The 26,043-nt window shown below is 64.3% G+C and carries 26 protein-coding genes; 9 read left to right on the top strand and 17 right to left on the bottom strand.

Translation table 11 applies throughout. The annotated features are described in order from the left end of the window. Window positions 1–52: 52 nt before the first annotated feature. From ISF28_RS08840 to ISF28_RS08830, 3 genes are all read left to right on the top strand, one after another. Entirely contained in the window at window positions 53–1,189 is a 1,137-nt protein-coding gene (locus ISF28_RS08840) for a cupin domain-containing protein (protein ID WP_198116795.1), read from the top strand. A gap of 13 nt (window positions 1,190–1,202) precedes the next feature. Beyond that, entirely contained in the window at window positions 1,203–1,682 is a 480-nt protein-coding gene (locus tag ISF28_RS08835; protein ID WP_198116794.1) for a DUF7931 domain-containing protein, read from the top strand. A 275-nt stretch (window positions 1,683–1,957) separates the two neighbouring features. Further along, complete coding sequence (locus ISF28_RS08830; RefSeq protein ID WP_198116793.1) at window positions 1,958–2,224, top strand: hypothetical protein; 267 nt, start codon at window positions 1,958–1,960, stop codon at window positions 2,222–2,224. A 207-nt stretch (window positions 2,225–2,431) separates the two neighbouring features. On the opposite strand, the gene bamC is transcribed toward ISF28_RS08830, so the two are convergent. The 9 genes from bamC to ISF28_RS08785 form a co-directional block, all read right to left on the bottom strand. Further along, window positions 2,432–3,562, bottom strand: a complete 1,131-nt coding sequence (bamC, locus tag ISF28_RS08825) for an NlpB/DapX family lipoprotein (RefSeq protein WP_198116792.1) — start codon at window positions 3,560–3,562, stop codon at window positions 2,432–2,434. Window positions 3,563–3,578: 16 nt separating this feature from the next. Then, the gene (gene dapA, locus ISF28_RS08820) at window positions 3,579–4,475 is read right to left on the bottom strand and encodes a 4-hydroxy-tetrahydrodipicolinate synthase (protein ID WP_198116791.1); all 897 of its coding nucleotides are present in this window, start codon (window positions 4,473–4,475) and stop codon (window positions 3,579–3,581) included. A 101-nt stretch (window positions 4,476–4,576) separates the two neighbouring features. Further along, on the bottom strand, window positions 4,577–5,077 hold the full coding sequence (locus tag ISF28_RS08815; protein WP_198116987.1) for a class I SAM-dependent methyltransferase: 501 nt from the start codon (window positions 5,075–5,077) through the stop codon (window positions 4,577–4,579). 53 nt (window positions 5,078–5,130) lie between these two features. Continuing rightward, window positions 5,131–6,333 (bottom strand): tryptophan--tRNA ligase, encoded by a 1,203-nt coding sequence (locus ISF28_RS08810; protein WP_198116790.1) that lies wholly within the window; start codon window positions 6,331–6,333, stop codon window positions 5,131–5,133. Between the two features lie 7 nt (window positions 6,334–6,340). Then, window positions 6,341–6,994 carry a site-2 protease family protein gene (locus tag ISF28_RS08805; protein WP_198116789.1) on the bottom strand — a complete coding sequence of 218 codons (654 nt, stop codon included), beginning with the start codon at window positions 6,992–6,994 and terminating at the stop codon, window positions 6,341–6,343. A gap of 45 nt (window positions 6,995–7,039) precedes the next feature. Then, window positions 7,040–7,663 carry an L-threonylcarbamoyladenylate synthase gene (locus tag ISF28_RS08800; RefSeq protein ID WP_198116788.1) on the bottom strand — a complete coding sequence of 208 codons (624 nt, stop codon included), beginning with the start codon at window positions 7,661–7,663 and terminating at the stop codon, window positions 7,040–7,042. Then, entirely contained in the window at window positions 7,660–8,559 is a 900-nt protein-coding gene (gene htpX / locus ISF28_RS08795; protein ID WP_198116787.1) for a protease HtpX, read from the bottom strand. The genes ISF28_RS08800 and htpX overlap by 4 nt, the downstream gene beginning before the upstream one ends. A gap of 80 nt (window positions 8,560–8,639) precedes the next feature. Beyond that, window positions 8,640–9,470 (bottom strand): 3',5'-nucleoside bisphosphate phosphatase, encoded by an 831-nt coding sequence (locus ISF28_RS08790; protein WP_198116786.1) that lies wholly within the window; start codon window positions 9,468–9,470, stop codon window positions 8,640–8,642. Between the two features lie 51 nt (window positions 9,471–9,521). Next, the gene (locus ISF28_RS08785) at window positions 9,522–10,400 is read right to left on the bottom strand and encodes an alpha/beta fold hydrolase (RefSeq protein ID WP_198116785.1); all 879 of its coding nucleotides are present in this window, start codon (window positions 10,398–10,400) and stop codon (window positions 9,522–9,524) included. Between the two features lie 155 nt (window positions 10,401–10,555). Between ISF28_RS08785 and ISF28_RS08780 the strand changes: the two genes are divergently transcribed. The 4 genes from ISF28_RS08780 to ISF28_RS08765 all read left to right on the top strand — a co-directional run bounded on the left by ISF28_RS08780 (window position 10,556) and on the right by ISF28_RS08765 (window position 13,316). Beyond that, window positions 10,556–11,080: a gamma carbonic anhydrase family protein gene (locus ISF28_RS08780; RefSeq protein WP_198116784.1), complete on the top strand. Its 525-nt coding sequence runs from the start codon at window positions 10,556–10,558 to the stop codon at window positions 11,078–11,080. A 3-nt stretch (window positions 11,081–11,083) separates the two neighbouring features. Further along, window positions 11,084–12,040 carry an Hsp33 family molecular chaperone HslO gene (hslO, locus tag ISF28_RS08775; protein WP_198116783.1) on the top strand — a complete coding sequence of 319 codons (957 nt, stop codon included), beginning with the start codon at window positions 11,084–11,086 and terminating at the stop codon, window positions 12,038–12,040. 112 nt (window positions 12,041–12,152) lie between these two features. After that, window positions 12,153–12,638 carry a Dps family protein gene (locus ISF28_RS08770; RefSeq protein WP_198116782.1) on the top strand — a complete coding sequence of 162 codons (486 nt, stop codon included), beginning with the start codon at window positions 12,153–12,155 and terminating at the stop codon, window positions 12,636–12,638. Between the two features lie 255 nt (window positions 12,639–12,893). Then, a complete protein-coding gene (locus ISF28_RS08765) occupies window positions 12,894–13,316 on the top strand; it encodes a PAAR domain-containing protein (protein ID WP_198116781.1) in 423 nt (140 codons plus the stop codon). A gap of 217 nt (window positions 13,317–13,533) precedes the next feature. Here ISF28_RS08765 and ISF28_RS08760 read toward each other — a convergent pair whose 3' ends face one another. The 6 genes from ISF28_RS08760 to pyrG all read right to left on the bottom strand — a co-directional run bounded on the left by ISF28_RS08760 (window position 13,534) and on the right by pyrG (window position 20,031). Beyond that, the gene (locus ISF28_RS08760) at window positions 13,534–15,213 is read right to left on the bottom strand and encodes a hypothetical protein (protein ID WP_198116780.1); all 1,680 of its coding nucleotides are present in this window, start codon (window positions 15,211–15,213) and stop codon (window positions 13,534–13,536) included. Between the two features lie 62 nt (window positions 15,214–15,275). Beyond that, window positions 15,276–15,557, bottom strand: a complete 282-nt coding sequence (locus ISF28_RS08755; protein ID WP_198116779.1) for a helix-turn-helix domain-containing protein — start codon at window positions 15,555–15,557, stop codon at window positions 15,276–15,278. Window positions 15,558–15,562: 5 nt separating this feature from the next. Further along, on the bottom strand, window positions 15,563–15,919 hold the full coding sequence (ftsB, locus tag ISF28_RS08750) for a cell division protein FtsB (RefSeq protein ID WP_198116778.1): 357 nt from the start codon (window positions 15,917–15,919) through the stop codon (window positions 15,563–15,565). A 69-nt stretch (window positions 15,920–15,988) separates the two neighbouring features. Then, window positions 15,989–17,275 carry a phosphopyruvate hydratase gene (eno, locus tag ISF28_RS08745; protein WP_198116777.1) on the bottom strand — a complete coding sequence of 429 codons (1,287 nt, stop codon included), beginning with the start codon at window positions 17,273–17,275 and terminating at the stop codon, window positions 15,989–15,991. A 225-nt stretch (window positions 17,276–17,500) separates the two neighbouring features. Further along, window positions 17,501–18,352, bottom strand: coding sequence for a 3-deoxy-8-phosphooctulonate synthase (gene kdsA, locus ISF28_RS08740; protein WP_198116776.1), 852 nt, complete (start codon window positions 18,350–18,352; stop codon window positions 17,501–17,503). Then, window positions 18,349–20,031, bottom strand: coding sequence for a CTP synthase (gene pyrG / locus ISF28_RS08735; protein ID WP_198116775.1), 1,683 nt, complete (start codon window positions 20,029–20,031; stop codon window positions 18,349–18,351). The genes kdsA and pyrG overlap by 4 nt, the downstream gene beginning before the upstream one ends. A gap of 389 nt (window positions 20,032–20,420) precedes the next feature. Here pyrG and ISF28_RS08730 point away from each other — a divergent pair, with 389 nt between their 5' ends. Beyond that, window positions 20,421–22,139 carry a methyl-accepting chemotaxis protein gene (locus ISF28_RS08730; RefSeq protein WP_198116774.1) on the top strand — a complete coding sequence of 573 codons (1,719 nt, stop codon included), beginning with the start codon at window positions 20,421–20,423 and terminating at the stop codon, window positions 22,137–22,139. 99 nt (window positions 22,140–22,238) lie between these two features. Further along, window positions 22,239–22,640, top strand: coding sequence for a PRC-barrel domain-containing protein (locus tag ISF28_RS08725; RefSeq protein ID WP_198116773.1), 402 nt, complete (start codon window positions 22,239–22,241; stop codon window positions 22,638–22,640). Between the two features lie 6 nt (window positions 22,641–22,646). Here the strand turns inward: ISF28_RS08725 and ISF28_RS08720 are convergent, their stop codons facing one another. Next, the gene (locus tag ISF28_RS08720; protein ID WP_198116772.1) at window positions 22,647–25,295 is read right to left on the bottom strand and encodes a molybdopterin-containing oxidoreductase family protein; all 2,649 of its coding nucleotides are present in this window, start codon (window positions 25,293–25,295) and stop codon (window positions 22,647–22,649) included. After that, on the bottom strand, window positions 25,295–26,032 hold the full coding sequence (locus ISF28_RS08715; RefSeq protein ID WP_198116771.1) for a 4Fe-4S dicluster domain-containing protein: 738 nt from the start codon (window positions 26,030–26,032) through the stop codon (window positions 25,295–25,297). Before ISF28_RS08715 ends, ISF28_RS08720 begins: the two co-directional genes overlap by 1 nt. Window positions 26,033–26,043 lie beyond the last annotated feature (11 nt).

Below are 26,043 nucleotides of genomic sequence, written 5' to 3'. Positions count from 1 at the left end.
ATTATAACCCTACCACCGGTTCGTTCCGTCCGGCGCTGGTTATAATGGGGACATGCAAAAACTACAGCTTCTCGGGAACATTACCCCCGCCCAGTTCCTGCGCGACTACTGGCACAAGAAACCCCTGCTGATCCGTCAGGCGATCCCCAATTTCAAGCCGCTGCTCAAGGCCGACAAGCTGGCCGAACTGGCCAGTCTGAACCACGTCGAGTCGCGTCTCGTCACGCTGACCGAGGGCACCGGTGGCGACCGCCGTTGGGACCTGCAGCACGGCCCGCTGGCCGAACTGCCGCCGCGCACGCAGCGCGAATGGACGATGCTCGTGCAGGGGGTCAACCTGCACGACCCGAAGGCGGACGCGCTGCTGCGCCAGTTCCGCTTCGTGCCGGACGCGCGCCTGGACGACCTGATGGTCAGCTATGCGACGGACGGCGGCGGCGTCGGCCCGCACTTCGATTCCTACGACGTGTTCCTGCTGCAGGCGCAGGGCAAGCGCCGCTGGCGCATCGGCGCGCAGCAGGACCTGACGCTCGTCGAGGGCCTGCCGCTGAAAATCCTCGCCAACTTCGAGCCGGAACAGGAATTCGTGCTGGAACCGGGCGACATGCTGTACCTGCCGCCCCACTACGCGCACGACGGCGTGGCCGAGGGCGAATGCATGACGTATTCGGTCGGGTTCCGCGCGCCGTCGTTCCAGGAGCTGGGAGAAGCCTTCCTGCAATTCATGGCCGACTCGATCGACCTGCCCGGCCGCTATGCCGATCCGGGCCTGCAGCCCGCGAAGAACCCGGCCGAGATCCCGCGCGACATGCTGGCCACCGTCACCGAGGAACTCAACAAGGTGCGCTGGGACGAGGAAGACGTGACGATCTTCCTGGGCGAATACCTGTCCGAGCCCAAGCACAACGTGTTCTTCACGCCGGTGGCGAAGCCGTTGACGGTGGGCCGTTTCATGGAACAGGCCGCGAAGAAGGGCCTCAAATTATCTCCGAAGACGCTGATGCTGTACCGGGGCAAGCACGTGTTCATCAACGGCGAATCGTTTGCCGTCGGGCGTGCCGACAAGGTCGTGCTGGACGCGCTCGCCAACGAGCGAGGCCTGGAAGGCAGCCTGCTGGACCAGGCGTCGGACGACGTGCTGGAAGCGCTGTACACGTGGTATCAGGACGGCTGGCTCGAATTGGCGTAATCTTGGGCCGACCATGACCGAACCTTCGCTCCTGCCATTCGACACCCGCGCCGCGTTCCAGCAGCACCTGGGCGAGGTGCTGGCGCGGGCACGGGGGACGCTCGTCATGTTCGATCCGGATTACGCCCTGTTCCGCCTGGGTGCGCCGGACGTCGACGCGGTGCTGCGCGGCTTTCTGCGCCACGGCGGCAGCCTGCGCCTGGCGCTGCACGATACGACGCACCTGGAGCGCGAGGCGCCCCGCTTCATGCGCCTGCTCAAGGATTTCGCGCACGGCATCGAATGCCGCCAGACGCCGCGCGGGCTGCGCGATTTGACGGATTCGTTCTGCATCGCGGACGGCGTGCACATCGTGCGGCGCTTTCACAGCGACCATCTGCGCGGCGAGGCCGCCTTTGATGCACCGCAACAAACCGAGCTGTCGCGTCTGCGCTTCGACGCGATTTGGGCAGAATCACAGCCTGGTCTGCAAGCCAGTGTTACCGGGCTGTAAGGCTGCAGTGGACGTCGTTTTCGGTATGAGAACTAGCGCACGGACAGCCGGCGTAGCGTTGCAAGAAAATGCACATTGCCCGTTCTGGCAACTGTTACGTCTTGACACGACTTTTCTATTGCGATTCAGTAAATTTGGCTATAATATCGGGTTAGGAAGGTTCCGTTGTCTGTAGGCACTTTTTCCAAAGTATACAAACAAGAGAATTCCTGACGAGCGATAATTACCGGTAATTATTCATCGCACCACCCTTTTGAATTAATTAAGGAAAAACCATGAAAAAATCTCTGCTGATCGTTTCCCTGCTGGCTGTTGCTCTGGCTGCTTGCTCCAAGAAAGAAGAAGCTCCGGCTGCCGCTCCGGCTGCTCCGGCTGCTGAAACCACCGCTCCGGCTGCCGCTCCGGCTGCTGACGCTGCCGCTACCCCGGCTGCTCCGGCTGCTGCTGACGCTGCCGCTTCGGCTGCTTCGGCTGCCGCTTCGGCTGCTTCGGCTGCTGCTGAAGCCGCTTCGGCTGCTGCTGCTCCGGCTGCTTCGAAGTAATTCGAATCGCTCGATTGAAAAAACCGGCCTGCGGGCCGGTTTTTTTACGTCCGTAGGTTTTGCGGCGGATCGGATAAGGTGGGCGCAGGGCGCCCACCCTACGAATACACGATTGCCGTGCGGTGGCGCGGGGCGCCCGCCATGTATTCACCGACCAATAAAAAACCGGCCACGAAGGCCGGTTTTTTATTGGATGACGATGCAGGCTTATTTCAACTCGTCCGCCAACAGCTTGAGGATCTTGGCCCCGGTCGGCGACGTCTCCGGCTTGCCGTCGTGGGACTGGACGGTCACGTCGGTCGACGTGGCGCCCTGCACGGTCGAGACGAGCACGCGGAACTTCTGCGCTTCCTTGTTCTTGTCGTCGCCACCGAACAGCTTGCTGAAGAAGCCTTCCTTCTTGACGGCGTCCGGATCGACGTAGCGCACGTAATAGATGCCCTGGATGCGGTCGCGGTCTTCCACCGTGAAGCCGACGCGGTCCAGCGCCAGGCCGACACGGCGCCAGGCGCGGTCGAAGCCCTCGTCGACGACGACCTTGTTGCCTTCCAGCTTGGCGTGCTGCGGCTCCAGCGGCGCGTTCGTGACGAAGGCCGTCGCATCCTTGACCTTGGTGCCCGTCAGCTGGGCCATCAGGCGGCTCAGGAATTCGGCTTCCAGTCCCGGATCGTTCGGACGCGAGGTCCAGGTCGACGTTTCCTTCTGCGGACCGGTCAGCACTTCCTCGACGCCGCGGTGGCTGATGTAGATCTCGGTCGAGCCGTCCGGACGGCGCTCCAGGCGCGTGCGGAACTTGTCGCGCTCGCCCGTCGAATACAGGGAATCGAACACCTTGCCGATGGTGCGGCGGATGAAGTCCTGCGGGATCTTGGCGCGATTCTCGGCCCAGTTGGTTTCCATGATGCCGGTCTGCGGCGACTCGGTCTCGATGGTGAAGCCCGAGTTGTGCCAGAACTCCAGCAACTGCGGCCACAACTGCTCCGGCGTTTCCTTGACCACGAGCCAGCGCTGGTTGCCGTTGCGCTCGATGCGGACGGCGTCCGTGGACACCTGGCCGATCTGTTCGCCCGACGCGGCCGCGACGGCCGGGTTGGCGCTGCGCTGCTGCTGGAAGCCCGACGCGGTGGCGACGCCGCGGCCATCCGGCACGGCGTAGCGATTGTCTTTTTGCAGCTGCGTCAGATCGGGCGGGATGTCCAGCGGGGCCGCCTTCTTGGCGGACTTATAATCCACCTTGTCCGATTCGAACACGGTCGTGCACGCGGCCAGGCTCAGCGCGATGGCGGTCAGCGCCACGGTGCGGGCTGCGGTGGAGGTCATCATCTTGCGATTCGTCATATCGTTAAAGCTGTAATCAAAGGACGCCGGACGCGCGCAGGGCCGCGCGGACGGTGTCGTGGTATTGCGCGGCCAACGGGACCAGCGGCATGCGCAGGCCGGCGGGCATCTTGCCCATTTCGGCCAGCGCCCATTTCACCGGCACGGGGTTCGGTTCGACGAACAGCTTGCCGTGCAGGTCGAGCACGCTGTTGTTGATTTCGATCGCGCGCGCGGCCTCGCCGCTCAGCGCGGCCTTGCACATCTCGGCCATCGCGCGCGGGGCCACGTTCGCCGTCACGGAGATGTTGCCGGCGCCGCCGCACAGCATCAGCGCCAGCGCGCTCGCATCGTCGCCCGAATACACGCCGAACGACTTGCCCTTGCCGGCGAACGAACGGTCGACGTCGCGCAGCAGTTCGATGGCGCGCGCCAGGTTGCCCGTCGCATCCTTGATGCCGACGATGTTGTCGATGGCGGCCAGGCGCAGCACGGTTTCGTTGCTCATGTCGGCCACGGTACGGCCCGGCACGTTGTACAGGAACACGGGCAGGTCGGTCGATTCGGCGATCGCCTTGAAGTGGCGATACATGCCTTCCTGCGTCGGCCGGTTGTAGTACGGGACAACCTGCAGCGAGGCATCCGCGCCGACTTCCCTGGCGTGGCGGGTGAGCGCGATCGCCTCGGCCGTCGAATTGCCGCCGGTGCCGGCGATGACCGGGATGCGGCCGGCGACGTGGTCGACCGTCAGCTTGATCAGTTCGCAGTGTTCCTCCGGGCTCACGGTGGCCGACTCGCCGGTCGTCCCGACGATGCAGATTGCGTCCGTACCTTCCGCCACATGCCAGTCGAGGAGTTGGCGCAGGCTGTCCCTGTCCAGACTTCCATCCTCGAACATCGGTGTGACGATTGCTACTATGCTGCCCTTAATCATAATCAGTGGACCGTGCCGTTAATAAATAAATGTCGATTGTAGCGGATAGCCTGGCGTTATGGTTCATTCCACACCATATAAATGGCTCGGTTACAGGTTGGTTACATCTCCAATCCGACCGTCCCCGGATCGCATGCCGGACCCGCCGCGCACAGCCGCTGCACGCGGGCCGGACGGGGCGTCGCGACGGTGCCGTCCTCGTACGCCAGCACGCGCAAGCCATGGCGCGCCGCCATGTCCAGCAGCTCGCCCGGCGCCAGCAGGAAGGCCGGATTGGACGGCTTGCCGTAGCGTTCGTTCCCGAGCGCGAAGGTTTCGTAGACGAGCATTCCAGTGGGCGCCAGCGCCCGCGCCAGGTCCGCGAACAGCGGCCGGTGCAGGTAGTTCGTGACGACGACGCCGGCAAAGCGCCCCGGCGCGAAAGGCCATGCGGCGCCCTCCTGTTCCAGATCGTACTGCAGCGTCGCGATGCCGGGACCGGCCGCCCGCGCCAGCGCTTGCGGGTCGCGGTCGACGGCCAGCACAGGGTGGCCGAGCGCCGCCAGCAGGCGCGCGTGGCGGCCGCCGCCGCAGGCCAGGTCGAGCACCTCGCCGGACGGCATCCGGGGCGCCCAGCGCGCCACCCAGGCCGACGGCTGGTCGAGCGCGTCGTGCGTCACGAGTAGGACAGCCCCATGACTTCGCGCACGTCGCGCATCGTCTCCTGCGCCAGCTTGCGGGCTTTCTCGCAGCCGTCGGCGACGATGGCGCGCACGAGCGACGGGTCGTCCACGTATTGCTGGGCGCGCTCGTGCATCGGTTCCTGCTCGGCCAGCACGGCTTCCACGACGGGCTGCTTGCAATCGAGGCAGCCGATGCCGGCGCTCGTGCAGCCTTTCATGACCCACTCCTTCGTGGCCGGGGCCGAATACACCTCGTGCAGCTGCCACACCGGGCATTTGAGCGGATCGCCCGCGTCGCTGCGGCGCACGCGCGCGGGGTCGGTGGGCATCGTGCGGATTTTCTTCGTGACGGATTCCGGATCCTCGCGCAGCGAGATCGAGTTGCCGTAGCTCTTGGACATCTTGCGGCCGTCCAGGCCCGGCAGGCGCGACGCCTCCGTCAGCTTCACCTGCGGCTCGACGAGGATGATCTTGCGGCTGCCTTCGAGGTAGCCGAACAGGCGCTCGCGGTCGATGTTCGACAGGCTGCCCGCCTCGTTCAGCATGGCTTGCGCCTGCTCCAGCGCCGCCTCGACGCCGTCCTGCTGGTACGCGGTGCGCAGTTCCGCATACAGCTTGGCGCGCTTGCTGCCCAGCTTCTTGACGGCTTCCAGGGCCTTCTGCTCGAAGCCCGGCTCCTTGCCGTACAAGTGATTGAAGCGGCGCGCGATCTCGCGCATCATCTCGATGTGCGGCACCTGGTCCTCGCCCACCGGCACCTGCGTGGCGCGGTAGATGAGCACGTCGGCGGCCTGCAGCAGCGGGTAGCCGAGGAAGCCGTAGGTGGCGAGGTCGCGGTTGGCCAGGTTCTCGATCTGGTCCTTGTACGTCGGCACGCGCTCGAGCCAGCCGAGCGGCGTGGCCATCGACAGCAGCAGGTGCAGTTCGGCGTGCTCCGGCACTTTCGACTGGATGAAGATCGTGGCCTGGGACGGGTCGATGCCGGCCGCCAGCCAGTCGATCACCATGTCCCACGTGCTTTTTTCGATGATGGACGGGTCGTCGTAGTGCGTGGTCAGCGCGTGCCAGTCGGCCACGAAGAACAGGCACGGCAGTTCGGACTGCATGCGGATCCAGTTCTTCAGGGCGCCGTGGTAGTGGCCAAGGTGCATCAGCCCGGTCGGGCGCATGCCGGAAACGACACGGTCGGGAAACATAGCGGTATCAGCTCAGGAGAATGGTCAAGGGATAGACGATCAGGTGCAGCAGCACGTTGGCGATGATGCCGATCCAGTACAGCCACGGACCGATCACGTGCAGGAAGATCAGCGCCAGCAGGATGATGAAGCCGTACGGCTCCAGGCGCGCGTACTGGTACGCGGCCTTGTGCGGCAGGAGGCTGAACAGCACGCGGCCGCCGTCCATCGACGGGATCGGCAGCAGGTTGAACGCCATCAGCCACAGGTTCGTCTGCACGCCGGCCTTGGCCACGAGATGCGGAAAGTCTTCCTGCACGCCGAAATACTGCAGGAAGATCGCGGCCACCAGCCAGATCAGGGCCATCAGGAAATTCGCGCCGGGACCGGACAATGCCACCCACGCCATGTCGCGCTTGGGATGGCGCATCTGGCCGTAGTTCATCGGCAGCGGTTTCGCGTAGCCGAACACGAAGCCCGTCATCAGGTACATCACGACCGGAATGACGATGGTGCCGATGGGATCGATGTGGGCCAGCGGATTGAGGCTGGTACGCCCGGCGGCGTGGGCGGTGTTGTCGCCGAAGCGCTTCGCGACGAATGCCTGGGCGGCATCGTGCATCGTCAGCGCAAAGAGGACAGGCAGTGCATACACTGCCAGATTGCGTATGAGTTCATCCATAAACTGCGATTCTATCAGAGCCCGCGACCACGACGGCCGTGGACGCTAGAGGCCGAAGGCGGCCGGGTCGCCGCGGCCCGCGCGGACCAGTTCCGCATCGGGTCCGGTGAGGTCGACGATGGTGGTGGGTTCGAGCGTGCCGGCGCCGCCGTCGATCACGAGCTCGATCTGCCGGTCGAGGCGCGCGCGCACCTCGTCCGGGTCGGACAGCATCTGGTCGTCGCCCGGCAGTTGCAAGGTCGTGCCGATCAGCGGTTCGCCCAGTTCGGCCAGGAGCGCCAGCAGGATCGCGTTTTCCGGCACGCGGATGCCGATCGTCTTGCGCGACGGATGCGACAGCCGCCGCGGCACCTCTTTCGTCGCCTCCAGGATCACCGTGTAAGGCCCCGGCGTGACGGCCTTCAGCTGGCGGTACTGGCGGTTGTCGACGCGGGCATAGGTGGCGATCTCGGACAGGTCGCGCACGAGCAGGGTCAGGTGGTGCTTCTCGTCGATGCCGCGGATGCGCCGCAGCTTTTCGACGGCCGCCTTGTCGTCCAGGCGGCACACGAGGGCATACGCGGAATCGGTCGGCGCGGCGACGATGCCGCCCGCCTGGATGATCTGGGCGGCCTGGCGGATCAGCCGGGTTTGCGGGTTCTGGGGATGGACCTCGAAGTACTGGGTCATCGCGCCAGCCCCGTCTGGCGCAGCGCCTGCAGGGCCGCGATGCGCTCCTCCATCGGCGGGTGGGTGGCGAACAGCGCGCCCCAGCCGCTGCCGTGGCCGGAAATGCCGGACGCCGCCATCGACTGCGGCAGCGCACCCGGCTGCAGGCCACCCAGGCGCGCGAGCGCATGCTGCATCGGCAGCGCGCTGCCCAGCAACTGGGCCGAGCCGGCGTCCGCGCGGAATTCGCGCTGGCGCGAGAACCACGCGACGATGATCGACGCGACGAGGCCGAACAGGATCTCGCACACGAACACGGTGATCCCGTAGCCGATGCCGGGGCCGCGTTCGTTGCCGCCGCGGCGGAACACGACGTTGTCGACGAAGAAGCCGACGACGCGCGCGAGGAACACGACGAAGGTGTTCACCACGCCCTGGATGAGGGTCAGCGTGACCATGTCGCCGTTCGCCACGTGCGCGATCTCGTGGCCCAGCACGGCCTCGACTTCCTCGCGGTTCATGTTGGCGAGCAGGCCCGTCGACACGGCCACCAACGCGGAATTCTTGAAGGCGCCCGTCGCGAACGCGTTCGGCGCGCCGTCGTACACGGCCACTTCCGGCATGGCGATGCCGGCGCGCTGGGCCAGATTGCCCACCGTGTTCAGGAGCCACGCCTCGGACGCGTTGCCGGACTGGCCGATGACGCGCGCGCCCGTCGACCATTTGGCCATCGGCTTGCTCATCAGCAGCGACACGATGGAACCCGTGAAGCCGACGACGAGCGAAAACACGAGCAGCGCCCCCACGTTGATCCCGGCCCCGCCGGCGGGACGCCCCACGCCGAGGACGTTCAGCACGATCGACAGCACGAGCACGACGGCGAGGTTCGTGGCGAGGAACAGCAGTATGCGTTTCATGGGGAATGACTCTCCGGCTGATTGTTCGATATCAGTCGGACAAGATAAGGGCGGGATGCCAAAAATTCAAGCGCCGCCGCTCAGAACCAGTCGTGCCACACCGGCGTCACCCCGCCCGGCAACGGCGGCAACTGGTCGAACTCCACGCGCGCCTCGCCCGGCGCATGGAAATCCGTCCCGCGCGACGCCAGGAAGCCGTAGCGGCGCGCCGCCTCGGCATACGTCGCATACTGGTCCGGCGTATGGCTGCCCGTGACGACCTCGATGGCATTGCCGCCCAGCTGCTTGAATTCGTCGAACAGCGCGCCCTCGGCCGTCGCGTCGAAGCGGTAGCGGCCCGGGTGCGCGATCACGGGGATGCCGCCGGCGGCGCGGATCCAGCCCAGCGCGTCGGCCAGCGTGGCCCAGCGGTGCGGCACATAGCCCGGCTTGCCTTCGGTGAGAAAGCGGCGGAACACTTCGGAGGTCGTGGCGCACACGCCGATCTCGCACAGGTAGCGCGCAAAATGGGTGCGCGACAGCAGGTCCGGATTGCCGACGTATTTCAGCGCGCCCTCGTACGCGTTCGGGATGCCGGCCTTGTCCAGCTGGGCGGCGATCTCGCGCCCGCGCGCGTCGCGCCCGTGGCGCGTGGCGGCCAGGCCCCGCACGAGGACCGGATTGTCTTCGTCCACCTGCAGGCCGACGACGTGCACGGTCTCGCCCGCCCACGTGACGGAGATCTCGACGCCGGGCACGAAGCGCATGCCCAGTTCCTGCGCCTGGGCGCGCGCGGCCTTGATGCCGCGCACTTCGTCGTGATCCGTCAGCGCCCACACGTCGACGCCGCCCTTGCGGGCATACGCCGCCACGGCGGCGGGTGCGAGCACGCCGTCGGAGACGTTGGAGTGGCAGTGGAGATCGACTTTCATGGGCGGTATCCGGACTTGGTATCGTTTCGAAATCCCATTGTACGCGGTTCGTCAGGACGCCAGGAACGCCTCGATCATGCGCGCCAGCATCTCCGGCTGGTCGTGGTGCAGCATATGCCCCGCATCCGGCATCATGCGCGGCGTGACCTTCGCCAGCTGGGCCAGCCGGCGGTCGACCTCGTGGCGGGCTTCTTCTTTCGGGCCCATCCAGCGCCACATGTCCGTGTGCTCGGCCTCCACCCACAGCACGGGCGCCGTGATGCGGCGCCAGCACGCGAGCACCTCGTCCACCTGGTACAGCAGCGGCCCCGGCATCTTGTGCGCCGGGTCGCCCAAGATTTCCCATTCGCCCTGCGCGTTGCGCGCGGCCCAATGCTGCGCGAGGAACGCGGCGCGGTCCGCCGGCAGGCGCGGATTCGTCTTTTGCAGGCGCACGGCGACGTCCTCCAGGCTCGCGTAGCCGCGCATGACGGGCGGCGCCTTCACCTCGTCCAGCCACTTGGCGTAGCGTCCCGGCGCCTGTTCCGGACGCGTGGCCGGCAGCCCGAAGCCTTCCAGGTTGATGAGCCGGGCGATGCGCTCCGGACGCACACCCGCATACACGCTCACGATATTGCCTCCCATGCTGTGCCCGAGCAGGTTGACGGCCTCGCCCGGCGCGTAGTGGTCGAGGATGGCCTCCAGGTCGGCGAAGTAATCGGGGAACCAGTAGGTGTCGTTGCCGGAACGCTCGGTGAGGCCGAAGCCGCGCCAGTCGTGGGCGATCACGTGCCAGTCGCCCTCGAGCGCGTCGACGACGAACTGGAACGAGGTCGACATGTCCATCCAGCCGTGCGCCATGAACAGCTTGGGCGCGCCCTCGCGGCCCCAGTGGCGGACGTGGGTGCGCAGGCCGCGGATGGTGAGGAATTCGGAGCGGGACGGTGTCATGGCGGTTCCTGTCTGGATTTGAAATTAGTACGATCGTTCGCATTATAAGCACGAAGCTTGTATTTCCGCTGGCCGGCCCCAACTACGCCGCTTGCCGGACGATGGCGCGCTCGAGGGCGTAAAATACGCGCATTCCAACCTTCCGCGAGCTTTCCATGGCGATTTACCAGTTGGGCGAGCATGCGCCCGAGATCGATCCCTCGGCCTATGTCGCCGAGTCGGCGAACCTGATCGGCAAGGTCACGGTCGAGGCGGACGCCTCGGTCTGGTTCGGCGTGACGATCCGCGGCGACAACGAACGCATCACCATCGGTGCCGGCAGCAATGTGCAGGAAGGCACGGTGATGCACACGGACATGGGTTTTCCGCTCGTGCTCGGCAAGAACGTCACCGTCGGCCACCAGGCGATGCTGCACGGCTGCACCGTCGGGGACGGCGCGCTGATCGGCATCCAGGCCGTGGTGCTGAACGGCGCGAAGATCGGCAAGGGCTGCCTCGTGGGCGCCGGCGCCGTCGTCACCGAAGGCAAGGAATTCCCGGACGGTTCGCTGATCCTGGGCGCGCCGGCCAAGGTGGTGCGCATGCTCACGGAAGACGACCTGCTCCGCCTGCAGCACAGCGCCGAAAGCTATGTCGCGCGCGGCAAGCGATTCAAGGCGGAGCTCAAGAAAATCGGATAAAGAATGACGACTGACACCAGCAAGGACATCCTCCAGAAATTCATCTTCGACAACGCAGCCGTTCGCGGCGAGCTCGTCGAGATATCCAACGCGTGGCGCGAGATCCAGTCGCGCCACACCTATCCCAAGGCGGTCCGCGCCTTGCTGGGCGAAATGGTGGCCGCGGCGGCTTTGCTGTCGGCCAATCTCAAGTTCGACGGTTCGATCGTGATGCAGATCCACGGCGACGGCCCGGTGAAACTGCTCGTCGTCGAGTGCGACGCCAAGCTGCACCTGCGCGCCACCGCCAAGCTGCGCGACGGCGCCGAGGTCCCGGACGAAGCGTCCGTCGTCCAGCTGCTGAACCAGCACGGCCGCGGCCGCTTCGTGATCACGCTCGACCCGCACGACAAGGTCCCGGGCCAGCAGCCCTACCAGGGCGTCGTGCCGCTCGCCGGCGACGACATCGCGACCGTCATCGAGAACTACATGCTGCGCTCGGAACAGATGGACACCAAGCTGTGGCTGGCGGCCGACGAGAACGTCGCGCGCGGCCTGCTGCTGCAAAAACTGCCGCGCAACAGTGCCGTCGAGGGCCAGGTCAAGCAGGCCAGCGAGGAAGAAGACCTCGACACGTGGAACCGCGCCGTCATGCTGGGCCAGACGCTGAAGCAGGAAGAGCTGCTCACGGCCGACGTGGAAACCTTGCTCAAGCGCCTGTTCTGGGAAGAGACGATCCGCGTGTTCGACCCGCTGCATCCCGCGTTCCACTGCACGTGCTCGCGCGAAAAAGTCGCCAACATGCTGCGCACGCTGGGCAAGGACGAAGTGGAAGCCGCCCTGCACGACCTGGGCGAGCTGGGCGTCAACTGCGACTTCTGCGGCAAGCACTACGGCTTCGACGCCGTCGACTGCGCCCAGCTGTTCGCCAGCGACACGACGGCCGACGCCGTGGCGCCCGCATCCAAGGTCAAGCATTGATCGAGGTGCCGGCGATGATCGTCGTTTTCTATTGATTTGATTGGAAATATAAACAACAACTATCGAGCGATCCTGTTAAGCTGTCCTCAATGACAAACCACAGGAGGACTCGATGAGCAAGATCAATATCGGCATCAGCACGGAAGACCGCGCCAACATCGCCGCCGCGCTGTCGCGCGTCCTGGCGGACAGCTACATGCTGTACCTCAAGACGCACAACTTCCACTGGAACGTCACCGGGCCGATGTTCCAGACGCTGCACATCATGTTCATGGAGCAGTACACGGAACTGTGGAATGCGCTGGACAATATCGCCGAGCGCATCCGCGCCCTGGGCCATTTCGCGCCGGGCACGTATGCCCGCTTCGTGGAACTGTCGTCGATCAAGGAAGAAGCCGGCGTGCCGAACGCGCAGGAAATGATCCGCCAGCTGGTCGACGGCCAGGAAGCGCTGATCCGCACCGTGCGTGAAGCGTTCAAGATCGCCGACGACGCCAACGACCAGCCCAGCGCCGGCATGTTGAGCGACCGGATGGAAATCCACGAAAAGAACGCCTGGATGCTCCGTTCCTTCCTCGAGAACGGCCAGGCCGCCTGATCCCCTCTTTTTCCGCCGCATCGACCGGGTGACGACCGGCCGATGCGGCATCGTCTTTATTGCTGATCGGAAGTTAGCTGGGCACCCCTGTCGGAATCTCCTGATTCCGGATGACCGGCCAGTTCAACTTGCGTTGCATCAATTGGCATAAATCAACTCCGCGCTTCAATGTGCTCCAGTGTACGAACGCGTGCACTTGTTATCGGGAATGTGTCGCTTTTTCGCGTCCCGTTTTGCAAACTTTTGGAGAACCGGATGAAATCAGTACGTGCCAATGAAGCAGCCCTCGTCAATCACACAGCCACAAGCCAGGCCGCGGCCGTGCCGCGCAAAGTCATCGCCCGCTATCCGATCGCGACGATCGGCTCGCGCACCCGCCGCGGCGGCGAAGTCGTCCTGGCCGCCCAGGGCGAGCCCGCGGACGATTTCCGCATCGCCTGCGTCGGCGACAGGGTGCGCTACCCGGACGGCAGCGAGAGCGTGATCGTGTCGGGCGCCGGCCATGCGTCGACGTATGCGAACCGGCCGATCGCCCTCGTCGGCAGCCACATCGCGAACGGCGACCGCATCGTCGCGCGCGCGCAAAGCATCGGCGAGATCGTCGTCGTGGAAGGCGAACCGATTCCCGGCCTGCTGGTACCGGGCTATGCGCTGCCCGCCACGGGCGCGGGCGCCTGAGGCGCGCGCCGCCGGCGTGCGGCGCTGCCCCGGGCGGCAGCGCACGCCGGCGGCGCGATGATGCGTCGGAGAAGTCAGCGAAATCCTCCGATCGCCGGATGAAGCAAGTCAACGGCCATCGTATTTATGCTCACCATGCTTTTTTATATTATGAACATTCAGCATCGGAAAGCTGAGAGCGACGAACGGGTTGCCGCAGTTAGTTGCCTCCTATTTTTTAAAATTCGAAGTCTTTTAAGTCAACCCCATAGGTTTGCCTAAAGCTATTATTTGCCCAAGCATCAGCATCGTCTTGGGAATAATTTGCAGAGATCCACTCATAATTACAGACAAACGGCCCTTCCTTAAGAATCCATTGATGAGTTAGGTCGTAAAGAGCCATTGTGCCGTAAAAATTTTCAAACATCATTTGGACTTTACGCTCATCACGACCAGGCCATTTGCGAGGATATACCCCTGGTTTGTCAGCGCGATCTGTAAACAAAGAAAGATGACGCAGCCATAAATTAGCTATCTCGTCGTCAGCGTTCTCGCCTGTCATCCAAACACCCGACCAGCAAAAAAACTCAGGCCGTTCAAGTTTGTCGACACAAAAAGAAATGTAATGAGAAAAGAAAACCCGAATTGGCAAATTGTGCAAATCGTAATCAAATGTTTCATACTCTGCCATGAGGGTTTTTAGGCCTTCTGATCTCTCAAGCCAAGACTTAATTTCCTGCAGCGCTAAACGCGGGTGATCATAACCCAGACAATCAGTTAATGCCTCAGATATTTCCCAATACTCGTCGCGGCTATATAATTTGATCGCAGTCTTAAGATGAGGCAACTCTCCAACAGCCAAGCACAACAGTGTAAACCTTGCCCCAACATCCACATCGCGAATAAAGTCTTCGTAGACTTCAATATCGAGAGGAAGCCCGCGTGTAGGATTAATAGCTAGGTCACAAATCAACAAAAACAGTCCAACGATTGGGTCGGTTATATCCGTAGGCCACACAGACTTGCTTAGCTTAAGAAAATTTTCAAAAGCTTCCACATAAATGCCGCTAAGATACCCCATCTCGCGCCAGTCTTCGCATGAAGGACCGCTCTCAAATGCATTGTTCAAGAACTGAAGCTGAATGAAGCGCGCCTGTCCTTCATAAATTGCATGTAGGCCCACGGGAGCGACCCTCATTGGAGATTGCCAATAATATCCTTCATGCCGGCTGCGATTGAGACGCAAAAACTCTTCATCCCACTTCTTAGCATTAGGGAGCACATGCAATTCTGGGTCCATCGAAGCGGAGATTAGCCCAATAAGTTGACCGTAGGCAATATGATAATTATGCCCAACGGATTCGAAGTGCTTTTCCCCTCTCAGCCAAGATGCAGTTTTTTTTGGATTGAAAGCGTATATTTTGTAGTACTCCACATCCAATGCATTATTCACTGCGATATTGGCGTTAGCCAATTTTTCTTGTACGGAAGGCCCTTCTCTTAGCAGCGTCTCATCAGCCCAACGCTTTAACGATTTTTTCAGACCAAACTGAGAAATAACCTTACGAAGGTCCGCAATATTTGCATGCGTCTGCGCCAAATAGCTTAAGCTCAACAACAATCCTGATGACGAACCTACGTGCTGCCACCAGTGCACTGTCTCATGAAGGTAGGTTGAATACGCTTGCAAAGCTTCCGCAGAAATTTCACTTCCTTGGTAGATGCCAAATTCTAAAGAATCGATTAGCTCATGATTGCGAGGACTTAGCCGAAGAACAAATTTAAGGGTCTCATACATCCCATGAGCATTCAATAAGGCTTCGAACCTAGGAGATGCCCCATTGTTTTCATTTACCGGATTGAGCAAATCATCTTGAGGATCGATATCCCAGAACTTTGCAGAGCTTGATTTATTCACACACCCCCCTATAGTGCACCGTTAAATTAGTTCAACTTGAGCAAATAAAGAGCAGCCGGCTTTTAACTATCAGGTGAAAAGTCATCTTGCGAATTCTGGTCGATGACCTTCATGATGGCCAGCAGCGTGTCGAGGCCCATCTCGCCGCGATTCATCGAGGCGGCGAGCAGTTCGCGCGGCAGGCCGGCGGCCGCGGCCAGGTGCGCCAGGCCCGGCGCGCGCGCGACGCGGGCAAGGGCTTGCGTCATGGTGTCGGGATCGCCGGCGTCGAACGCGTCGGCAAGGTAGCCCGCCACGGCTTCGAGCGTATCGAGCGCCGGCGGGAACGGTTCTGCGGGAGACATGGCGCTCAATCCTCGCCTTTCCGGGCGCCCTTCTTGGGCTTCGGCGGCGGCGGGGGCGGCGGCACCGTCATCATGACGGCCGGCTTCTCGTCCTTGCGCAGCACCTGCACGAAGATCTCGTTCGATTTGATCATGCCCAGGTCGTAGCGCGCGCGTTCCTCGACGGCGCCGAGGCCATCCTTCAGGTCGCGGACTTCCGATTCGAGCTTGGCGTTGCGCGCCTTCAGCTGCTCGGTCTTGGCGCGGGAGGCCGCCACCTGGGCCTCCAGGTCGGCCACGGTGAGCCAGCCCCCCTTCCCCAGCCACAGGGGATACTGGATCAGCAGCAGCAGGGCTGCCAGGGCGAGGGTGATGATGCGCATGGGAGTAAAACGGCTGGCAGGAATGAAAACACGGGCCCGGCAATCCGGACCCGTGTCGATACTACCCGATTACTTCAAGTTATAGAAGGCGTCGCGGCCCGGGTAGCTGGCGATGTCGCCCAGGTCTTCCTCGATGCGCAGCAGCTGGTTGTACTTCGCCATGCGGTCGGAACGCGACAGCGAGCCCGTCTTGATCTGCAGGGCGTTCATGCCGACGGCGATGTCGGCGATGGTCGAGTCCTCGGTCTCGCCCGAACGGTGCGAGATCACGGCCGTGTAGCCGGCGCGCTTGGCCATCTCGATGGCGGCGAAGGTCTCGGTCAGGGTGCCGATCTGGTTGATCTTGATGAGGATCGAGTTGGCGATGCCCTTCTGGATGCCTTCCTTCAAGATCTTGGTGTTGGTGACGAACAGGTCGTCGCCCACCAGTTGCACCTTCTTGCCCAGGGCGGCGGTCAGGGTGGCCCAGCCGTCCCAGTCGCCTTCGGCCATGGCGTCCTCGATCGAGACGATCGGGTACTTGTCGCACCAGGTCGACAGCATGTTGGTGAAGTCCTGGGCCGTCAGCTGCAGGCCGCCTTCGCCTTCCAGCACGTACTTGCCGTCCTTGTAGAACTCGCTGGCGGCGCAATCGAGGCCGATGGCGATGTCCTGGCCCGCCACGTAGCCGGCCTGCTCGATCGCCTGCATGATCAGCTTGATGGCTTCTTCGTGGTTCGCGACGGACGGTGCGAAGCCGCCTTCGTCGCCGACCGCGGTGTTCAGGCCCTTGCTGTGCAGGATCTTCTTCAGCGTGTGGAACACCTCGGCGCCGTAGCGCACGGCTTCCTTGAACGACGGGGCGCCGACCGGGATGATCATGAATTCCTGGATGTCCAGGTTGTTGTCGGCGTGCGCGCCGCCGTTGATGACGTTCATCATCGGCACCGGCATCTGCATCGCGCCCGATCCGCCGAAGTAGCGGTACAGCGGCAGGCCCGATTCTTCCGCGGCGGCCTTGGCGACGGCCATGGAGACGGCCAGCATCGCGTTCGCGCCCAGGCGGCTCTTGTTCTCGGTGCCGTCCAGGTCGATCAGGGTGCGGTCCAGGAATGCCTGTTCGTTGGCGTCCAGGCCCATGATGGCTTCGCTGATCTCGGTGTTGATGTTCTCGCAGGCCTGCAGCACGCCCTTGCCGAAGTAACGCTTGGGATCGCCGTCGCGCAGCTCGATGGCTTCGCGCGAACCGGTCGACGCGCCCGACGGGACGGCGGCACGGCCCATCACGCCGGATTCGAGCAGCACGTCGCACTCGACGGTCGGATTGCCGCGCGAGTCGATGATTTCGCGGCCGATGATATCAACGATAGCACTCATGGTTCTTTAATCTCCAGAAAGTATGAATCGATACAGGCGCGCCGAGCCGCTGGGCGCGCCGTTAGTCAGTCGGGGTCAGAGCCCACCCGTGGAATTCGGGCTCCGACCCCGATTATCTAGTCAGTCGGGGTCAGAGCCCACCCGTGGAATTCGGGCTCTGACCCCGATTATCTAGTCAGTCGGCGTCAGAGCCCACCCGTGAAATTCGGGCTCCGACCCCGATTATCAAGAAAAATCGGATTCGATAAAACCCGCCTTCTTGACGATGCGATCGATATCGACCAGGGTAGTCAGCAAATCCTTCATGCGGGCGAGCGGCACGGCGTTCGGGCCGTCCGACAGCGCGCACGCGGGATTCGGATGGGTTTCCATGAACAGGCCCGACACGCCCGCCGCGACGGCGGCGCGCGCCAGCACGGGCACGTGCTCGCGCTGGCCGCCGGACGACGTCCCCTGCCCGCCCGGCAGCTGCACCGAGTGGGTGGCGTCGAACACGATGGGGCAGTTCGATTCGCGCATGATCGCCAGCGAACGCATGTCGGACACCAGGTTGTTGTAGCCGAACGAGACACCGCGCTCGCACGCCATGAACTGGTCGGGCAGGCCCGCCTCGAAGGCCGCGGCGCGGGCCTTGTCGATCACGTTCTTCATGTCGCCCGGCGCCAGGAACTGGCCCTTCTTGATGTTCACGGGCTTGCCGGAACGGGCGCAGGCGTTGATGAAGTCGGTCTGGCGGCACAGGAAGGCCGGCGTCTGCAGCACGTCGACGACGCTCGCGACGGCCGGGATCTCTTCCACGGTGTGCACGTCGGTCAGCACGGGCACGCCGAGTTCGCGGCGCACGTCCGCGAGGATCTCCAGGCCTTTGTCCATGCCCGGGCCGCGGAACGACGTGCCGGACGAACGGTTCGCCTTGTCGAACGACGATTTATAGATGAACGGGATGCCCAGCGCGCTCGTGATTTCCTTCAACTGGCCGGCGACGTCCATCGCCATCTGGCGCGATTCGATCACGCAGGTGCCGGCGATCAGGAAGATGGGCTGGTCGAGGCCGACGTCGAATCCGCAAAGCTTCATGCCGCGTCTCCTTGCAGGGCCGCGGGCGTATTGGCCGCCTGCGGGTTGGCGTTGGCCGCCTGGTGGGCCAGCGCGGCCTTGATGAACGACGTGAACAGCGGGTGGCCGTTACGCGGCGTCGACTTGAATTCCGGGTGGAACTGGACCCCCATGTACCACGGGTGGCTGCTCTTCGGCAGTTCCATGATCTCGCACAGGTCTTCGTTCGGCGTGCGCGCGGCCACGACGAGGCCCGCAGCTTCGACCTTCGGCAGGTAGAAATTGTTCGCTTCGTAGCGATGGCGGTGGCGCTCGGTCACGACGTTGCCGTAGATTTCGGCGGCCAGGGTGCCCGGGTTCACGGCGCAGGTCTGCGCGCCCAGGCGCATGGTGCCGCCCAGGTCGGAATTGTTGTCGCGCTTCTCGACCTTGCCGTCGTGGTTCTGCCACTCGGTGATCAGGGCGACGACCGGCTGGTCGGTCTCCGGATCGAATTCCGTCGAGTTGGCGTTCGGCAGGCCGGCCATGTGGCGCGCGTATTCGATCAGCGCGACCTGCATGCCCAGGCAGATGCCCAGGTACGGGATCTTGTTTTCGCGGGCATAGCGGGCGGCCATGATCTTGCCTTCCACGCCGCGCTTGCCGAAGCCGCCCGGCACCAGGATCGCGTCGTACTTGCCCAGGTGGTCGCAGCCGGTCGACTCGATCTCTTCCGAGTCGATGTATTCGATGTTGACGCGGCTTTCCGTGTGGATGCCGGCGTGGCGCAGCGCTTCCGTCAGCGATTTGTACGACTCGATCAGGTCGACGTATTTGCCGACCATGCCGATCGTGACTTCGTGCTTCGGGTTTTCCAGCGTGTGGATCAGCTTCGTCCACATCGACAGGTCGGCCGCCGGCGCGTCGATGCCGAGGGCGTCCAGGATGATGTCGTCCAGGCCCTGGTCGTGCAGCACCTGCGGCACTTTATAGATCGTGTCGACGTCCCACACGGAGATGACGGCCTGCTCTTCCACGTTGGCGAACAGCGAGATCTTGGCGCGCTCGTCGTCCGGGATGCGGCGGTCGGCGCGGCACAGCAGCGCGTTCGGCGAAATACCGATCTCGCGCAGTTTCTGGACGGAGTGCTGCGTGGGCTTGGTCTTGAGTTCGCCGGCGGACGAGATGTACGGCACCAGGGTCAGGTGCACGAACGCGGCGCCCTTGCGGCCCTGGCGCAGCGACAGCTGGCGCGCCGCTTCCAGGAACGGCAGCGATTCGATGTCGCCGACGGTGCCGCCGATCTCGACCAGCGCCACGTCCACGCCTTCGGCGCCGCGGCGGATGTAGTCCTGGATTTCGTTGGTGATATGCGGAATCACTTGCACGGTCTTGCCGAGGTACTCGCCGCGGCGTTCCTTGCGGATCACCGATTCATAGATCTGGCCGGTCGTGAAGTTGTTCACCTTCTTCATCCGCGTGCTGATGAAGCGCTCGTAGTGGCCCAGGTCCAGGTCGGTCTCGGCGCCGTCGTCGGTGACGAACACTTCGCCGTGCTGGGTGGGGCTCATCGTGCCCGGGTCCACGTTGATGTACGGGTCGAGCTTGAGCATGGTGACTTTGAGACCGCGCGATTCGAGGATCGCGGCGAGGGAGGCGGCCGCGATCCCTTTACCCAGGGAAGACACGACGCCGCCAGTGACGAATACGAATTTGGTCATTGTGCAGAAGGTGCCGAACGGCACGCGCGGGAAATAGAAATTATACCTTAAACCCGCAAATACTTCCTCATTCCACCTTGGCAACATGACCGCTCGGCAACGACTGGACCGGTTGGGGGTCACGAGTGCGTCCATACACCTCGTTGCCATTCTCGTCACTGAGCGGAATCACGGCAATCCCATGTTCTTAATTGAGAGACATGAAGCTGTCACCTGCCGACAACAATATAGCGATAACACTCGCTGATTTCGCGCGCTGTATTCCCAAAAGTAACAAATTTTGCCTTTCCGTAAGTAGAATCGGAACCGGGGACACCGTCTGGCATGGCTCCCGGGCCGCGCCACCGGCCGGTTACAGAACAATCACGCTTGAAGTAAGGAAGAATCATATGGGCTTTCTCGCCAACATGAACATCGCGAAACGTCTGGGTATCGGATTCGCCCTGGTGCTGGGCCTGACCCTCGTCATCGCGGCCGCCGCCGTGTGGCGCCTGAATGCGATCGCGGACGCGACGCGCACGATGATGGCCGCGCCGCTGGCCAAGGAACGCTTGATGACGGAATGGCATATGCAGACGTTCGCCGCCGTGCGCCGCACCGCCGCCATCGTCAAGAGCGCGGACCCGAGCCTCGTCGAATTCTTCAAGGCCGACGGCGTGAAGACGGCCTCGCGCACGACCGAACTGCTCAAGCAACTCGAAAAACTGCTCGAAGGACCGGAAGAACATGCGCTGTTCAACCGCATCGTCGAACTGCGCAAGGCCTACACGGATTCCAAGGTCAACGCCATCAAGGCCAAGGCCAGCGGCGATACCGCCGTGGCGGAGCGCATCCTGAACCAGGAATACATGCCGGCGTCGGACGCCTACGAAGGCAAGCAGGCCGAACTGGTCAAGATGCAGCAGGACCGCATCGACACCATCGCCAGGAACATCGATGCGGCCAACCGCGACAGCGCGCGCATGATCATCGTGCTGGCCGGCGTCGCCGTGCTGTTCGGCGCCGTCTGCGCGTGGCTGCTGGCCCGCGCCATCGTCGATCCGATCCGCCAGGCCGTCGACGTGGCCGAGAAGGTCGCCGCCGGCGACCTCACCCAGCGCATCGAGGCGAAGGGCAACGACGAAACGGGCGCCCTGCTGCGCGCGCTGCGCCACATGAACGACGGCCTCGTGGCCATCGTCTCGCAGGTGCGCAGCGGCACGGATACCATCGCCACCGCGTCGGCGGAAATCTCGGCCGGCAATATGGACCTGTCGTCCCGCACCGAACAACAGGCCGGCTCGCTCGGCACGACGGCCAGCACGGTCGAGCAGTTGACGGGCACCGTGCGCCAGAACGCGGACAATGCGCGCCAGGCCAGCCAGTTGTCGATCGCCGCGTCGGAAATCGCCACGCAGGGCGGCGCCGTCGTCGACCAGGTCGTGCAGACCATGGGCGCGATCAACGATTCGTCGAAGAAGATCGTCGACATCATCAGCGTCATCGACGGCATCGCCTTCCAGACCAATATCCTCGCGCTCAACGCGGCCGTCGAAGCGGCGCGCGCCGGCGAACAAGGCCGCGGCTTCGCCGTGGTGGCGGGCGAGGTGCGGACGCTGGCCCAGCGTTCGGCCGCGGCCGCGAAAGAGATCAAGGAGCTGATCGTGAATTCGGTCGGCAAGGTCGAAGACGGCACGAAGCTGGTCGACCAGGCCGGCGCGACGATGAGCGAAGTGGTCGACAGCATCCGCAAGGTGAGCGACATCGTCGCCGAGATCGCCAGCGCCAGCGGCGAGCAGAGCGCCGGCATCGAGCAGGTCAACCGCGCCATCGCCGACATGGATTCGTCCACCCAGCACAATGCCGCGCTCGTCGAGGAATCGGCGGCCGCCGCGACCGCCCTGCGCGACCAGGCCGACAAGCTGGCCGAAGTGGTCAGCCTGTTCCACATCGACGGACAGGTTGCGGCCGCGCCCAGGGCCGTGCCCGCGCCGGCGCCCACGCGCGCCGTCGTGGCCGTGCCGGCCAAACCGCGCAGCGCCAGGCCCGCTGCCAACGCTGCCAACGCTGCCAAGGCGCCCAAGGCCGCCAAGCAGGACGCGCCCAGCGAGGAGTGGGAAACCTTCTGAGCCCGTGCGGCCGTGCGCGTGCGCGTGCGCGGCCGAACCGAACCGCCTGACTCGGGTTATTCTTCTGCTTCCGGAAAAACGCTGCGAGGGAGAGGAAAAATGTCCTACGAGGAACGCGACGATTACGGCATGTACAGGAACAAGCACGGCAAGGGACCGGGCCCCGAACTGATGGGCGCGAACACCCTGATCGGCGACCACGTCCACAACCTGCAGAACGAGCACCTGGGCGTCATCAAGGAATTCATGGTGGACATGCGCACGGGCACCATCGCCTATGCCGTGATGTCGTCCAGCCGCTTTCTCGGGCTGGGCGAAAAACTCTTCGCCGTGCCGTGGCAGGCCCTGAGGCTCGACGCACGGCACAAGCGTTTCACGATGGACATCCCCAAGGAGCGCATCGAGAGCGCGCCCGGGTTCGATACCGACCACTGGCCGGACATGGCCGATACGCGCTGGATGGGCGAGGTGCACGACTACTACGGCACCCAGCCCGCCTGACGCGGCCTACACCTTGCGCACGCCGCACACCGTGTCGAACCACGACTGCATGCCGACCAGCGGCGCCGGATTGACGGGCAGGATCGCGTTGACGTTCACCCCGTTGCCCCGCCCGCCGTTGCGCGCGTCCCACCACACGCCGTTCTTCAGGTCGTCGATGCGCGGCGCGGGGCCGAGCACCTTGCGCACGGCGGCCTGGCCCGACTCGTCCAGGACCGCGTCGCGCAGGCCCGCGCGGCCCTGCGCGGCGCGTCCCCCCATCTGCCAGCCCAGCGAGTTCGACACGGCCAGCACCTTCGGGTGAATGCCGTCGGTGACGAACACGCGGATGCGCGCGCGTCCCACGACCTGTTCCCGCCCGGCCGGCGCGGCCTTGAACGCGGCGTCGCCCTGCGTCCCCGAATGCGGCCGGTAGGTCGTCAGTTCGACCATGTCACCCGACTTCACGCCGATGCGCGCCGCGACCGTCGGGTGCATCCACATCGGATTGTCGTGCACGATCTCGGACAGGTATTTCTGCGCCGCCGTGCGGCCCTGCGTGTGCACGTTCCACTTGAACGTGGTCAGCACGAAGCGGTCGTCGGCCAGCTTGTCCAGGCCCGGCACGTGGCGGAATGCCGGCATGCCGTCGTCCCGCATGCCCACCTGCGCGGCCACGTGCGCCACTTCCGGCGCGAAGATTTCGAAGCGGCGCGACGGCGTCGCGAAGCCGCGCAGCGGTTCGCCGCGCACCATCAGGCCGATCGCGCGCTCCTTGCCCGCCTTGTCGGCCTTGAGGATGCGGCCGTCCGCGTCGACGCGGGCGCCGGCCATCTGGTCGGCGGCCAGCTTGCGGCGGTACACCTCGTAGGTTTTCGGCTGGCTCGTGTCGACGTGCACGCCGTAGTGCTTCATGTAGTCGAAGCCGGAGGCGAACGCGCGGCCGTCCGGCCCCGTCGTCGGCAGCTTCGAGCACTGCGTCCGCACGTAGTCCTCGTGGGTGCCGAACGCGAAATACTTCGCCTGTTCCGGCGCCAGGCGGCGCCCCACGTTGAACAGCACGTCCGGGAACGACACGGCTTCGCCCGGCGGCGGCACCATCGGCTGGCGCAGCATCACGTAGTGCTGCAGTTCCAGGTTGTTGCGGATGTCCATGCCCCAGCGTTCGAGGTAGGTGGCATCCGGCAGGATCAGGTCGGCCCAATGCGCCATCTCGGAATACACGATGTCCGAGCAGGCGTGGAACGGGATCAGGCTCTCGTCGGCGAGCACGCGGGCGGCCGTCGCGCGGCCCTCCGGCCATGTCATCGGGGAGACGATCGTGTAGCTCAGGTAGACGTCGAGCCTGGCGCGGCCCTGCTCGAGGTAGTCGTACACCACCTGGCCCACCTTCATCTTCTGCCAGCGGTTCGCCAGCGGCCACTCGGGCGGATCTTCGAGGTCGGTGCGGAGCGCGGCCTTCGGCGGCGCGGGCTGCGGCACGGGATACCTGGCCGGCGCCAGCTTTTCCTCGAGTCCGTAGCAGTAGCCGCCCGGCTTGCCGACGGAGCCGACGAGCGCGTTGAGCATGACGACGGCGCGCTCGTTGTTGAAGCCGTTGTAGTGCGCGCCCGTGCCGCGGTTGGTGAACGCGGCGACGGCCGGGCGCGCGCGCGCGAACTCGATCGCGATGCGCTCGATGTCGGCGGCCGGCACGCCCGATTGCGCTTGCGCCCACGCCGGCGTGCAATCCGCGAGCCAGGCGCGCAGCCGCGCTTCGCCGGGCTGCACGAAGTCCTCGACGAAGGCGCGGTCGTGCAGGTTCTCGCGCAGGATCACGTGGGCCATCGCCAGCGCGATCGCGCCCTCGGTGCCGGGATGCGGTTGGAACCACTCGTCGCTGCGGCCCGCCGTGTTCGACATGCGCACGTCGAACGTCACGAGCTTGGCGCCGTGGTCGAAGCGGGCCTTGACGACGCGTTTCACCAGGTGCAGGCCGCCCTGGTGCGCTTCGTAGAAATTGGAGCCGAAGTTCAGGAAGTAGCGGCAACGCTCGGCGTCGATCGATTCCCAGTCCGTCTCGCCCAGGCTCACGTAATTGGCCGCGCGCTTGTTCGCCGAGCACAGGGCGCGGTGGTTCAGCAGCACCGGCGAGCCGATCGCGTTCAGGAAGCGCGCGAACTCGGACGCGTAGCGCGAGCGGCCCTGGTGGATCGCCACGCGCTCCGGGTGCCCGTCGGCGATGCTCTTGCGGATGCGCGCCGCGATCTCGTCGTACGCTTCGTCCCACGTGATGCGCTTCCACAGGCCCTCGCCCCGCTTGCCCACGCGCTTGAGGGGATACAGCAGGCGTTCCGGGTAGGTGTTGATCGTGGGGCCGCTCTGGCCCTTCGCGCACGTCATGAAGTTGCCGAGGTTCGGGTCGAGCGGATTGCCGCGGATCTTGACGACCTTGCCGTCCTGGACGAAGCCCTCAATGCCGCACACGGTGGAGCAGTTCAGGCACACGCTTTTCACCGCCCTGGCCGTGCGGTAGTCGATCTGCCGCTTGCGCGCCGTGCCGTCCGGCGCGACCGTGTAGTTAAGCGGCTCGGCCACGCTCGCGCTGGCATCGCCGGGCGCCAGCAGGATGGTCTCGCCGACGGCCAGCGTGGCCAGTGCCCCGAGTCCGGACTTGAGAAAATGGCGGCGCTCCATCACTTGCCTCCCTTCGCTTTGGCGGCCTTGGCCGGCGCGTTGCCGACGACGGTGCCGTAGTCGGCGCGCAGTTCGGCCCACGTGTCGATCTCGTAGGTGAACGGATCGTGGTTGCGGCCTTTCGGCAGCTTGTTCTCGACGGCGCGCGGCACGACGGTGCCGATGCCGCGGTAATGGACGGCCGGCCGCGTGCCTTCCTGCGGCTTCAGGACCGCGAGTTCCGTCCGGTGCCTGGCGGTGAAGCGGCTGACGGCGCTGCCCGGATCGCCGACGTCGCCGAACGCGAACACGTCGGCGGGACAGGCTTCCACGCAGGCCGGCTGCAGGCCGGCGTCGAGGCGGTGGCTGCAGAAGTCGCATTTGTCGGCCACCTGCGCGACCGGGTCGATGTGGATGGCGCCGTACGGGCAGGCGGCGATGCAGTCGCGCGAGCGGTCGCAGGCGTCCGCGTCGATGCGCACGATGCCGTCCTGCCCGCGGCTGATCGCGTCGGTGGGGCAGGCCTTGAGGCACGGTGCGTCCTCGCACTGCATGCACAGCGCGGGCAGGAAGGCGCGCCGCGGCGCGTCCTTGCCGGCGGCGTTCTTGCCGTGGAAGTCGTGGTAATAGACCTTGGTGCGGAACATGCCGAGATAGACCGAGTTCTCGACCTTGCAGGCGACGGAACAGGCGTGGCAGCCGATGCAGCGTTCGGTGTCGATGGCGAGGCCCCAGCGTGGGCGTTTTTCAGGTGTCATGTCGTGGAGGG

The organism is Massilia rhizosphaerae, assembly GCF_016093545.1.
GTDB classification, from domain to species: Bacteria; Pseudomonadota; Gammaproteobacteria; order Burkholderiales; family Burkholderiaceae_D; genus Telluria; species Telluria rhizosphaerae.
Note: the sequence above shows the minus strand (reverse complement) of the source record. Positions and strands in the feature narration are given on the sequence as shown.

What these genes read in the sequence shown, in the direction of transcription:
- ISF28_RS08765 (WP_198116781.1), top strand. Translation starts at nt 12,894, where the DNA reads ATGAAATCAGTACGTGCCAATGAAGCAGCCCTCGTCAATCACACAGCC.
- ISF28_RS08785 (WP_198116785.1), bottom strand. Translation starts at nt 10,400, where the DNA reads ATGACACCGTCCCGCTCCGAATTCCTCACCATCCGCGGCCTGCGCACC.
- htpX (WP_198116787.1), bottom strand. Translation starts at nt 8,559, where the DNA reads ATGAAACGCATACTGCTGTTCCTCGCCACGAACCTCGCCGTCGTGCTC.
- ISF28_RS08800 (WP_198116788.1), bottom strand. Translation starts at nt 7,663, where the DNA reads ATGACCCAGTACTTCGAGGTCCATCCCCAGAACCCGCAAACCCGGCTG.
- kdsA (WP_198116776.1), bottom strand. Translation starts at nt 18,352, where the DNA reads ATGAAGCTTTGCGGATTCGACGTCGGCCTCGACCAGCCCATCTTCCTG.
- ISF28_RS08835 (WP_198116794.1), top strand. Translation starts at nt 1,203, where the DNA reads ATGACCGAACCTTCGCTCCTGCCATTCGACACCCGCGCCGCGTTCCAG.
- ISF28_RS08780 (WP_198116784.1), top strand. Translation starts at nt 10,556, where the DNA reads ATGGCGATTTACCAGTTGGGCGAGCATGCGCCCGAGATCGATCCCTCG.
- dapA (WP_198116791.1), bottom strand. Translation starts at nt 4,475, where the DNA reads ATGATTAAGGGCAGCATAGTAGCAATCGTCACACCGATGTTCGAGGAT.
- ISF28_RS08815 (WP_198116987.1), bottom strand. Translation starts at nt 5,077, where the DNA reads ATGCCGTCCGGCGAGGTGCTCGACCTGGCCTGCGGCGGCGGCCGCCAC.
- ISF28_RS08755 (WP_198116779.1), bottom strand. Translation starts at nt 15,557, where the DNA reads ATGTCTCCCGCAGAACCGTTCCCGCCGGCGCTCGATACGCTCGAAGCC.
- eno (WP_198116777.1), bottom strand. Translation starts at nt 17,275, where the DNA reads ATGAGTGCTATCGTTGATATCATCGGCCGCGAAATCATCGACTCGCGC.
- hslO (WP_198116783.1), top strand. Translation starts at nt 11,084, where the DNA reads ATGACGACTGACACCAGCAAGGACATCCTCCAGAAATTCATCTTCGAC.
- ISF28_RS08830 (WP_198116793.1), top strand. Translation starts at nt 1,958, where the DNA reads ATGAAAAAATCTCTGCTGATCGTTTCCCTGCTGGCTGTTGCTCTGGCT.
- ISF28_RS08840 (WP_198116795.1), top strand. Translation starts at nt 53, where the DNA reads ATGCAAAAACTACAGCTTCTCGGGAACATTACCCCCGCCCAGTTCCTG.
- ISF28_RS08725 (WP_198116773.1), top strand. Translation starts at nt 22,239, where the DNA reads ATGTCCTACGAGGAACGCGACGATTACGGCATGTACAGGAACAAGCAC.
- ISF28_RS08770 (WP_198116782.1), top strand. Translation starts at nt 12,153, where the DNA reads ATGAGCAAGATCAATATCGGCATCAGCACGGAAGACCGCGCCAACATC.
- ISF28_RS08730 (WP_198116774.1), top strand. Translation starts at nt 20,421, where the DNA reads ATGGGCTTTCTCGCCAACATGAACATCGCGAAACGTCTGGGTATCGGA.
- ISF28_RS08720 (WP_198116772.1), bottom strand. Translation starts at nt 25,295, where the DNA reads ATGGAGCGCCGCCATTTTCTCAAGTCCGGACTCGGGGCACTGGCCACG.
- pyrG (WP_198116775.1), bottom strand. Translation starts at nt 20,031, where the DNA reads ATGACCAAATTCGTATTCGTCACTGGCGGCGTCGTGTCTTCCCTGGGT.
- bamC (WP_198116792.1), bottom strand. Translation starts at nt 3,562, where the DNA reads ATGACGAATCGCAAGATGATGACCTCCACCGCAGCCCGCACCGTGGCG.
- ISF28_RS08805 (WP_198116789.1), bottom strand. Translation starts at nt 6,994, where the DNA reads ATGGATGAACTCATACGCAATCTGGCAGTGTATGCACTGCCTGTCCTC.
- ISF28_RS08715 (WP_198116771.1), bottom strand. Translation starts at nt 26,032, where the DNA reads ATGACACCTGAAAAACGCCCACGCTGGGGCCTCGCCATCGACACCGAA.
- ftsB (WP_198116778.1), bottom strand. Translation starts at nt 15,919, where the DNA reads ATGCGCATCATCACCCTCGCCCTGGCAGCCCTGCTGCTGCTGATCCAG.
- ISF28_RS08790 (WP_198116786.1), bottom strand. Translation starts at nt 9,470, where the DNA reads ATGAAAGTCGATCTCCACTGCCACTCCAACGTCTCCGACGGCGTGCTC.
- ISF28_RS08810 (WP_198116790.1), bottom strand. Translation starts at nt 6,333, where the DNA reads ATGTTTCCCGACCGTGTCGTTTCCGGCATGCGCCCGACCGGGCTGATG.